At 47.6% G+C, this 9,931-nt stretch carries 7 protein-coding genes; 2 read left to right on the top strand and 5 right to left on the bottom strand.

Annotated elements, in window-relative coordinates:
• Positions 1–928, bottom strand: a 928-nt coding sequence (locus ACLUWI_RS08100; RefSeq protein ID WP_412146891.1) for a glucose-6-phosphate isomerase, incomplete at its 3' end; no start/stop codon positions are given.
• A 176-nt stretch (positions 929–1,104) separates the two neighbouring features.
• Positions 1,105–3,312: a beta-glucosidase family protein gene (locus tag ACLUWI_RS08095; RefSeq protein WP_412146890.1), complete on the bottom strand. Its 2,208-nt coding sequence runs from the start codon at positions 3,310–3,312 to the stop codon at positions 1,105–1,107.
• 123 nt (positions 3,313–3,435) lie between these two features.
• On the opposite strand from ACLUWI_RS08095, the gene ACLUWI_RS08090 reads away from it, so the two are divergent.
• A complete protein-coding gene (locus ACLUWI_RS08090; protein WP_412146889.1) occupies positions 3,436–4,503 on the top strand; it encodes a helix-turn-helix domain-containing protein in 1,068 nt (355 codons plus the stop codon).
• A 47-nt stretch (positions 4,504–4,550) separates the two neighbouring features.
• Here the strand turns inward: ACLUWI_RS08090 and ACLUWI_RS08085 are convergent, their stop codons facing one another.
• Positions 4,551–6,212: an FAD-dependent oxidoreductase gene (locus ACLUWI_RS08085; RefSeq protein WP_412146888.1), complete on the bottom strand. Its 1,662-nt coding sequence runs from the start codon at positions 6,210–6,212 to the stop codon at positions 4,551–4,553.
• An 18-nt stretch (positions 6,213–6,230) separates the two neighbouring features.
• Positions 6,231–6,794 (bottom strand): alkyl hydroperoxide reductase subunit C, encoded by a 564-nt coding sequence (gene ahpC / locus ACLUWI_RS08080; protein WP_006500333.1) that lies wholly within the window; start codon positions 6,792–6,794, stop codon positions 6,231–6,233.
• A 241-nt stretch (positions 6,795–7,035) separates the two neighbouring features.
• On the opposite strand from ahpC, the gene ACLUWI_RS08075 reads away from it, so the two are divergent.
• Complete coding sequence (locus ACLUWI_RS08075) at positions 7,036–7,815, top strand: AraC family ligand binding domain-containing protein (RefSeq protein WP_412146887.1); 780 nt, start codon at positions 7,036–7,038, stop codon at positions 7,813–7,815.
• 76 nt (positions 7,816–7,891) lie between these two features.
• Here ACLUWI_RS08075 and ACLUWI_RS08070 read toward each other — a convergent pair whose 3' ends face one another.
• Positions 7,892–9,931, bottom strand: coding sequence for a hypothetical protein (locus ACLUWI_RS08070; RefSeq protein ID WP_412146886.1), 2,040 nt, complete (start codon positions 9,929–9,931; stop codon positions 7,892–7,894).

Below are 9,931 nucleotides of genomic sequence, written 5' to 3'. Positions count from 1 at the left end.
AATCAGTCGTAAAGTTGGCGCTGGATGGGTAGATGCCCTTTTGATCCTTGCCTTCGGATTCACCGGCCAGCTGCTTCCACCATTCGGCAAACATCGTCATGTTTGGCTCGTAGTTTTCTAGCAGCTCCGTCGTAAAGCCCTTGCGATACAAAATGTTGCGATAGGCGGCGTATTGGTAGGCCTCGTTTTGCGTCAGGTCTGGGTTGGTGTATGACTTTTCAGCATCCGCGGCCCCAGCCATCAGTTGGTCGATGTCGGCACCAGAAACGGCAATCGGCAGCAAGCCAACAGCACTCAAAACTGAGTAGCGGCCACCAACGCCATCTGGAATGACAAACGTTTCCCAGCCAGCCGCGTCGGCTTCAGTCTTCAAAGCACCGCGCTTAGCATCGGTCGTAGCATAGATGCGCTTGTTGGCACCGGCTTCACCATACTTCTTGACCAGCAGCTCGCGGAAGATCCGGAAGGCAATGGCTGGTTCCGTGGTCGTACCAGACTTGGAGACCACGTTGACGGAAAAGTCGCGGTCGCCGATCAGCTTAACCAGATCATGCAAATAAGATGAACTCAGTGAGTTACCGGCAAACAGAACCAATGGGAACTTGCGATCTGCTGGTTCTTGTGAGTAGTAGAACGAGTTGTGCAAAAAGTCAATGGCCATCCGCGTACCCAGATAAGAGCCACCAATCCCAATGACAACCAGCACTTCAGAATCGGATTGAATCTGCTTGGCCGCCTGCTTGATGCGGTCAAATTCCTCATGATCATATTCCGTTGGCAGATGCAGCCAGTCACGGAAGTCAGCACCAGCCCCCGTACCATTGCGTAATTCGCTGTCAGCGGCATTGACCATGGCCTGCATTTCGCCCAGTTCGTTTTCGTGCACGAACTTCTTCAGTGCACTGGCGTCAAATGAAATTTGCGTCATTAAAAAACACTTCTTTCCTTAAATCTATCTAACATATGATTTCATAATAAAATGATAGCCGATTGTGGAGCCGGTTTCAACGTTGATCTGAAACTTGTCATTATTAGTAGAATCGCTAATAAGCATCATGATTGCAAAACATACGGTTGCACGAATAAAAATTGATATTTAATTAACTAATCTAGTTCATTTAATTTTTGCAACAGCTCATGAACCGTTTCAGCATCAACATCCGCCATCGTTAATGAACGCAAGGGAATATTAGCAAAAACCGGTGCCAATTCAGGCGACATGAACTTATCAAAAGTAGCCGTCAGACCCATTTCAGCAATGATCTGCTTGATTCGTTCATCAGCGTTTCCCATCAGTTCGCCAACATAGGTTTCTCCAGTAATCTTACCAAGCGGGTTCGTCCCAATCGTCAGCTCAAACTCTTGCCGCAGTCGAATATCACGCGACGAGCTGCCGACTAAAATCTCATATTGACCATTATCGGCTTCCCAACTTTCAGTTTCAGAGTTATACCAGGCAAACGCGCGCCGCGAGAGCTTAAAGGTCAGATGCTTGGTCTCCCCCGGCTGCAGCTCAACTTTAACAAAATCGCGCAGTTCATCAATTGGCATAATCGTCTGGCTAGCGTGATTAGCCACGTAGACCTGAGCAACTTCCTTGCCTGCTTGACTGCCTGTATTCTCTAAATCAAAGCTGACTGTAACGTCATCACTATTTTCCCTGATCGTCAGGTTTTGATAGGCAAACGTCGTGTAGCTCAAGCCGTGGCCAAATGGGAAGCGTACAGCTAGCTGCTTGGCATCGTAGTAGCGGTAACCCATCAAAATTCCTTCACGATAGACTTCATGTCTGCGATCCTTGCCAAAGGTCGGATAAGTTGGATTGTCAGCCAATCGCTTAGGGAACGTTTCGGAAAGCTTGCCTGAAGGATTGACTTGGCCAGACAAAATATCCCAGGTAGCTTCACCGACTGCCTCCCCAGCCAGATAAGTCTCAACAATGGCTGGCGTCTTTGGTTCCCAAGGCATCTCAACCGCTGAACCGTTTTGAAGGACTACAACCACGTGCGGATTGACCGTCAGCAGCTGTTCGAGCAGTATATTCTGGTTAGCTGGCAGACTAATGGAATGTTTGTCAAAGCCTTCTGATTCCATAGCTTTAGGGAAACCAGCGAAGAAGACCACTTGATCACTGTTTTTAGCTAGCGCCATTGCCTCAGCAGTCAATTGTTCATCTGGTTGATCACTATCCAAACGGTAGCCTTGCGCGTAAACCGCATTTTCAGGCATGACCTCTTTAGGCGTTACTACGCGATGGGCGTTGACATGTGAGCTGCCACCACCTTCAAAACGCGGCTTTTCGGCCAGCTCGCCAATTACTGCCAGTTTGGCGGAATCACTCAATGGCAGTTCTTGTTTTTCGTTTTTCAACAAGACAATACTGTCATCAGCCAGCTGGCGGGCAAACTCATGCTGAGCTTCCATATCATATGCTGGCGCTGGCGTCTTTGGATGACCATAACGCTCAGCCATTTCTAAAACGCGCAGCGCAGAACGATTCAACGTTGACTCTTGAAGACGGCCCTCCTTAACGGCTCGAATGATTTCTTCTTTTGAGGCATCCCCTTTGCCTGGCATTTCCAGATCCAAGCCAGCCTTAACTGCTGCAATATGGTCAACAACGGCTCCCCAATCCGACATGACCAGGCCTTGATAGCCCCATTCATCACGCAGAATATTAGTCAAAAGGCGCTGGTTTTGCGATACTTGAACCCCATTCAGCTTATTATAGGAACACATGATCGTAGCTGGGTGCGCTTGTTTCACGATTCGTTCAAACTGTGCCAGATAGATTTCTCGCAACGTTCGTTCATCAACATCCGATGAATTGGTAAAGCGCTGATCTTCCCGGTTGTTGGTGGCAAAATGCTTAACGCTGACGCCAACGCCCGTACTCTGTACTCCTTTGACATAGGCCGTTCCCATTCGACCAGCCAACAGCGGATCTTCAGAAAAATATTCAAAATTGCGGCCGGCTAATGGACTGCGCTTGATATTGACCCCAGGCCCCAGCAGCACGCCGATCTTTTCAGCACGGGCAGCCGTTCCCAACTGTTCACCCAGCTTTTCCAGCATCTGATCGTCAAATGAGCTGGCTGTCAATGCCGAACAAGGGAAACATACGGCTTCGATACTTTGATCCATGGCACTATGCACGTTCACCTGTTTACGCAAGCCAGAAGGACCATCCGTCATCAGCATGGGATCCATTCCTGAAACCTTGGCCGTAAACCAAAAATCCGTTCCAGAAACCAGGTCGGCGCGCTCTTCCAGCGTCAGGCCTTCAACAAAATTCAAGTCTACTTTTGTCATACTGCTACCTCATTTTCAAAAATATTCGCAACCGCTTTCTGATGCCATTATAATGTTTTTCAAAATCTTCGCCTATCTAATCTTGCTAATTATTGTCTTAAATTGCGTTTATTGAGGTGGATCATGACCGAATCGTTAAAATTTCTCCAAAACATGCAGGAAATTACTCAACTAGAAATCAATCAGCTGGATGCAGCCGGTCAACTTACCGATGTCTGGAACCGACCGGCAATTGTCAAGCTGCCCAACTCATATCTGAAAAAATTGGCTGCTGCCGCTTTTGCACCTGGAATTTTTTTGCTGGCACCCAGTTCGGTGATTAGGGGCGCCTTGCTGGTTAACTCAAAACACCGGCTTTTGATCTGGCAAAATCTGCGCAGCTGTACTCAACATCATTTGGAGCAGGCCGGCAGCGCTATCTGGTTTGGGCTCAACCAGCATTGGCCAAAAATTCATAAAACATTTGAAAACGAGCTGCCATTACCAGAGCATATTTTAGAAAACCATAACAGCTATGAGTTGGAAAAGCAGATGCTAAGCGCGGTTCGTGATGGTGACGACTTAAGCTATCAGCATTATTTCCGCCTTTTAACCAGCTCAGGTACCTTTGGTCAGGTTGCCAAGGATCGACTGCGCAATCAAAAAAATCTTTTAATCTGCCACATCACTTTGCTGACTAGACAGGCTATCGAAGGCGGCCTTGCTCCCAATGAGGCGTTTGCCCTTTCTGATCAGCTCTGCCAGCAGGTTGAAAGCCTCCAAACGATTGAGCAGCTAAACGCGCGACTGCAGGCAACCGGTCAGATCTTTATTCAGCGCATTCAAAAAACTCAGCAGACGCAAAATAACCAAAAGGGCTTGCTGACGCAAAAAATCGAGACTGCCCTGCGCGATCACTGCGGCCAAAATTACTCTTTGGATGCCCTGGCTCATGACCTGCAGCGTGACAAATATTATCTGGCCCATCTTTATAAACAGGAAACCGGCCAGACGATCAATCAATATGAAAACTCATATCGGATCAGCCGTTTTAAATCCATGCTGCTCTGGACCGATCAGCCAATTACCGAAATTGCTGCCGTCCTTGGCTTTGCAACCCCCAACTACGCCTCGCGCTGCTTTAAAAAAATCGTTGGCATTGCACCGCAACAGTACCGCCAGCGCCATCAGCTGAATCTTTTGCACCAGTAAAAAAATGCCTGGGGTTCATATCAAGCCCCAAGACATTTTGTATTAATTTATTCTGTTGCTTTTTCAGCTGCCGCAACCAGTTCCTCAAGCGATTGACTGCCGAAGATCACCGGTCCGTCATTGATAATCGTAGCCGGTACGCTCATAATCTGCCGTTCCTTTCTTAAAGCCGGGAAATGCTGCAGATCAATCATTGTTGCTGTAATGCGCGGATTGAGCGAAGCCATCCGCTGACAAGCAGCCACGACATCCGGACAGAAGTGACACGTTAAAGAGACCCCAATCTTAATATCAGTCGATGGCAGCGTTTTGATTCGTTCAGCCAGTGCTGGTTCAACGCTTTGCCCTGGACCGCCCACGTTGTAGATGCCTAAAATCAATGACGTCAATTCATGACCGGTTGGCACGCCAGCATAGTGCAGCCCAGTATCGATATCATCAACGACCAGACGCAGCTGAGGTGTATAGACCAGGCTATCGGGTGCGGTGGCTTTTTGAATCTTGAGGTGATCATTGAGCTTTACCAGTTCACCAATAAAGCTGTCCATCTCTTGACTCAGTTCCGTATCGTCTTCCAAAAGCTGCAGCGTGACGTCTTTGGTCAGCCGGCTAAAGACACCTTGCATCTGAGCAACCAGGTCTGGTGTAAACCAGTCGCCAGTATGATGAGCAACGGGCTGCTTACTTTCAACCTGTGAGGTCTGCCCAACCGTAGCTGCTTTGGGAACCTCTTTTTTGACATGAACCGGGATTCCCAACCGCTGTTTTTGTTCCGTCACGTATTTTTCCGCGCTGGTAGCTGCTACCGCCCCATCAGCCGCGGCCGTGATGATCTGACGCAGCTGCTTGACGATGACGTCGCCCGCTGCATAGACGCCAGGCAGATCAGTTGCTCCGGTTTGATCAACGTGAATATAGCCGCGTTCATCCAGATCAACGATACCCTTTAACTGCTCAGTAGCCGGTTGCGTGCCAACATAAATAAAGACGCCAAAGGTTTGGTCGCCATCATCGACATGGTAGACCGTTTCCTCGCCGGTTTGATTATTGACCATCGTCAGCGATTTCAAGTACTGATCACCATCAACGCGCTTGACCTCGGTATGGTACAAAACACTGACTTTCGGATTGTCCAGTGCCCGAGAAGCCGTTAGCGGTGCGCACTTAAAATGATCACCCCGCACGAGGACCGTCACGTGCTTGGCAAACCGGGTCAGATAATCGGCTTCTTCAGCAGCTGAGTAACCACCGCCGACAACAAACACCTGCAGACCACTAAACAGCTCGCCATCACAGGTTGAACAGTAAGCCACGCCACGCCCGCGAAACTCTTCTTCACCCGGAAAGCCAACCTTGCGTGGACTGGCTCCCATTGCCAAAATGACGCTGCGGGTCTGATAGATGCTGCCGCTTTTGCCGGTCAGCTTTTTAACGTCGCCATCAAGCTCAAACTTAACGATATCGTCTTTTTGAATCTTAACGCCAAAGTCAGCAGTCTGCTGCTGCATCTGATTCATCAGTTTGGTGCCGTCAATGGCCGCATTGCCGGGATAGTTGTAGACCGTTGAAGTCGTAGTAACCTGACCGCCGACCGTGTCCGCCTCCAAAATTAAGGTATCCAGGGTTGCCCGACCAGCATAGATGCCAGCAGTCAACCCCGCAGGCCCAGCGCCCACGATAATCAGATCATAAATATGTTCTGCTGCCATTTTAATCACCTGCAATCATTAAAGCTTGCCGACCAAATCCAAGCTTGGCTTAATGGTATCCTGACCTGGCTTCCAGTTGGCTGGGCAGACTTGGTCGCCATGCTCACGAACAAACTGAGCAGCCTGCAACGTCCGCAGAATCTCCTCGGCGGAACGACCAATCCCCATGTTATTGATCGTGTATGATTGAATCTTGCCATCGGGATCAACGATGAATACGCCCCGATAAGCCTGTCCCTCATCCTCATTCAAAACGTCGAACATCCGCGCCAGTTTGCCGGCTGGGTCGGCCAGCATGTGGTATTTAATCTTACCGATTTTTTCAGATGCTTCAGCCCATGCCTTGTGAACGAATTCAGTATCTTCTGAAACCGAGTAGATTTCCGCGTTGGCCTGCTTAAAGGCTTCATAGTTGTCCTGCAGCGCTTCCAGTTCTGTTGGGCAGACAAATGAAAAGTCAGCCGGGTAGAAGAAGAAAATGCTCCACTTGCCAAGAACGTCCTGCTTGGTTACATCCATTGTCTCACCATCTTGATAGGCACGCACCTTAAAGTCCGCGATTTCTTGACCGATAAAGTTCATTATAATCCTCTCCTTTAATTTAGAATGATTATTAACTACATCTATAATTTAACACTTTTACCGTTCAATGTAAATCAAATCACTTTTAGTTTTGCAATTGCTTTACTTTTTTAGATTTGTTTTGAAATCAATAATCAAAACGTACCTTACCCGCTAAAATGCTATCGAGTTTATTTTATCAAGTTTAAGTTTCTTTGGAAAGCGGATACAATATCATAAGCTAAAAACAGGAGGAATAAGCATGCAGTTTTTGGAAGACGGCTATCTGCCAACGATCAACACTACTTTTTCATTTTTTGGCGGTCATACCGAAACCGTCGAGCCTGGCTGGCGCTGGCCAACTGAGCACCACCCAGCCTTTGAGATTATGTACATCTTGGATGGCGCGCAAAGAACAGTTACCGAATCAGCCGAAAAAATCATTAAATCCGGTGAAATGATGATCATTCCCATCGGTATGGAACACACCAACTATTGCTGGGGCAACGAATCAATGACCTATTTCACCATGCATTTTAACCTTGACGACCCAGCTATCAAATATCTGCTGGTGAAAAACTTTACCAACCAGATTATTGATCAGACCGCGCCTTACTATGACGAACTGCGCCAATCGCTTGAACAGATCATCAGCATCATCGGTAATCAATATTCATTAAGCGACCGGCTGACGATCGAGCTAAACACGATCAACGTGATTGGAACGCTGATTCATCATCTGCATGCCAACAAAGATCAGTTACCTAAGCAAAATGAAATCGATCATTATGCTTTGTTTCAGCAGATCTCAATGCGTATTAAAGATGAGCTCAACGAACAGATTTTCAATGCCAAAGTTCCCCGGACAATTTCAATCGCTTCAATCATTGCCGAGTTTCACATCAGCCAAAGTACCGCGCTTCACCTTTTTAAACAGTACAGCCAACAGTCGCCGCAAAAATATCTGCAGAGTCTCAAAATGCAGATTGCTAAAAATTTACTGCTGCAGCCTGATTTGAGCATTAAAATCAACAACCAATAAAAGCGCTTCGCCATTTCAAAATGGCGAAGCGCTTTTTAATTAATCCGTAAGATTAGCCTAATTTGGCATTAAGCTTTTAGAAAACCCGCTGCTCAGCTTGGAACTTAACCAAAGGACCGGCCGTTACCTTGACACCGTCACGATGATTGCCAAAGAAGTCGGCATCAAAGACGATTGGCGTGCCATCAGGGTTTTCATAACGTTCTTCTGGTTCAAACGCCATCCCCAGCGTAGCAGTTGCGATCTTTGCATCGTTGTTTTGAGGCAGGAAGTCAGCCAAATTCGTCTTAAGATACAGGCCATCAGCTCGCTTTTCCAATTCCAGTACGACTTGATCCTTATCATCAACGAATTGGCTCTGCTCCTTGCTACATGACTGAGCGCCGTTAAAGTAGGCATTGCCCGCGCTCCATACAGGCAAGTGGTTGTAATAATGATCACTGTTTGGCGCGTAGATTCCGCAGTAGCCATCAAATTGACGATCCCATTCTGCAAACGTTGGATATTCTTCAAATGGCTGGGTACCGACTTTAAAGTTGTAAGTATCCCATGCATCCGGCTTGTCATGCATCAGTTCAGCCAGCTTTTGCATTTCCGGCCGTAGCTTTTGTTGAACGAAGACATTATTGTAAAAACGATTGTCGCCATGTTGGAACGTCATAAAGCCCATTACCTTGGTGCCGTGATGTTCATGATATGGTGTAAAGCGGTTGGATGGCAGGTTGACGGAATTATTGTCCGTCCCAACGCCAACCGCAGTAAAGCTGCCCGCAATCAGGTTGTGCACCATGGCAATTCCCTGCGCAGCAAACCGAATTGAGCGTTCTGAAAGGAATAGGTTGTTGTCAATCAGCGTTGGTCCATGCGAAACCTCGACCCACATATCTTCACCAAGCCCTTGCAGCACGTCGCCCACGTTCTCTTCGCTGACTTCAAAATGCTCTGGTAACGAATTGTGGTCAAAAACATTTTGAGTTACACGTGTCCCTTGTGCCTGCCAGTCTAGCCATAAGCCACGCGTACAGTGGTGAATATGATTATGACGGTAGATCACATCAATGGCAGCATGCATCTTAATGCCGCCAATTTCGGCGCCCACCAGATTTTGACGAATGTTGATATTGTAGATGTCGTTTTCTTCAATCAAGGAGAAGACACCGCCCAAATGACCAACAATCCCGGTTTGACCACAATCATGAATGCGATTGCGACGAACAATATGCGAGCCGATATGTTCTTTATCCCAGCCTTCATAAGATGCCTGACAGATCACGTCACGTTCAGTCTGAGTACCATCCTTGTATTTCCACTTGGACCACTTGTTGTCATTATTTGGCTGCAGGTACTTGCCAAGCGAGATGCCTGAACATTTAGAATGCGAGATCTCGCATTCTTCAATGATCCATCCTTTTGACCAGTGCGGACCAACCATCCCTTCTTGATAGGCCGTTGGTGGCGCCCATTGCGTCGCCGCTTTGGTAACGCCAAATCCTTTTAAGGTAATGTAGCCGATTCCTTCAGCCTGTGGGTAAAAACAGCTTTGCCGCACATTGATCTCCACATTTTCCTGGTTGGGATCGAAATCATGGAAGTTGGCATAAATGATCGTTTCATCCGTGTCAGCATCTTGTTCCGTATACCAGGTATAGATCGTAAAATCTGGGTCCCATGATTTTTCATTGCGAACGGGCTGCTTTACCTCAGCCAGCGTGTTGACTTCATACAAGGCCTTGTCGTTTAAATAGACCTCACCGGTATGAGCCAGGATTCGTGCATCGAACCAGTCACCAAAAATCTTGGTCGTGTATGGATTGCGCTCACTAAACATACTGTTGGGAATTTTTACCTGCCAAATGCCATCTGCAGTTTTTTTCCAGCCTTTAACGACTTCCGCCCCAGTAATAATGGCCTTTAACGGCTCAACCGACTCATAGACGATGCGCTGATCTGCCGTGCCCGCGTGCTTAGGATTGACGTTTTCACGATAAATGCCTGGAAAAACGCACACCTTATCGCCTGGCATTGCGATATCTGCGGCTGCTTGAATCGTTTTAAATGGACGATGCTTGCTTCCATCACCATCAAATGGCGCCTGCGCATCAACATAGATTTTCAT

The sequence above is a fragment of the Limosilactobacillus mucosae genome (assembly GCF_046939755.1).
Taxonomy (GTDB): Bacteria; Bacillota; Bacilli; order Lactobacillales; family Lactobacillaceae; genus Limosilactobacillus; species Limosilactobacillus mucosae_A.
This window is presented reverse-complemented; position numbering and strand designations above follow the sequence as displayed.

What these genes read in the sequence shown, in the direction of transcription:
- ACLUWI_RS08095 (WP_412146890.1), bottom strand. Translation starts at nt 3,312, where the DNA reads ATGACAAAAGTAGACTTGAATTTTGTTGAAGGCCTGACGCTGGAAGAG.
- ACLUWI_RS08090 (WP_412146889.1), top strand. Translation starts at nt 3,436, where the DNA reads ATGACCGAATCGTTAAAATTTCTCCAAAACATGCAGGAAATTACTCAA.
- ACLUWI_RS08085 (WP_412146888.1), bottom strand. Translation starts at nt 6,212, where the DNA reads ATGGCAGCAGAACATATTTATGATCTGATTATCGTGGGCGCTGGGCCT.
- ahpC (WP_006500333.1), bottom strand. Translation starts at nt 6,794, where the DNA reads ATGAACTTTATCGGTCAAGAAATCGCGGACTTTAAGGTGCGTGCCTAT.
- ACLUWI_RS08075 (WP_412146887.1), top strand. Translation starts at nt 7,036, where the DNA reads ATGCAGTTTTTGGAAGACGGCTATCTGCCAACGATCAACACTACTTTT.
- ACLUWI_RS08070 (WP_412146886.1), bottom strand. Translation starts at nt 9,931, where the DNA reads ATGAAAATCTATGTTGATGCGCAGGCGCCATTTGATGGTGATGGAAGC.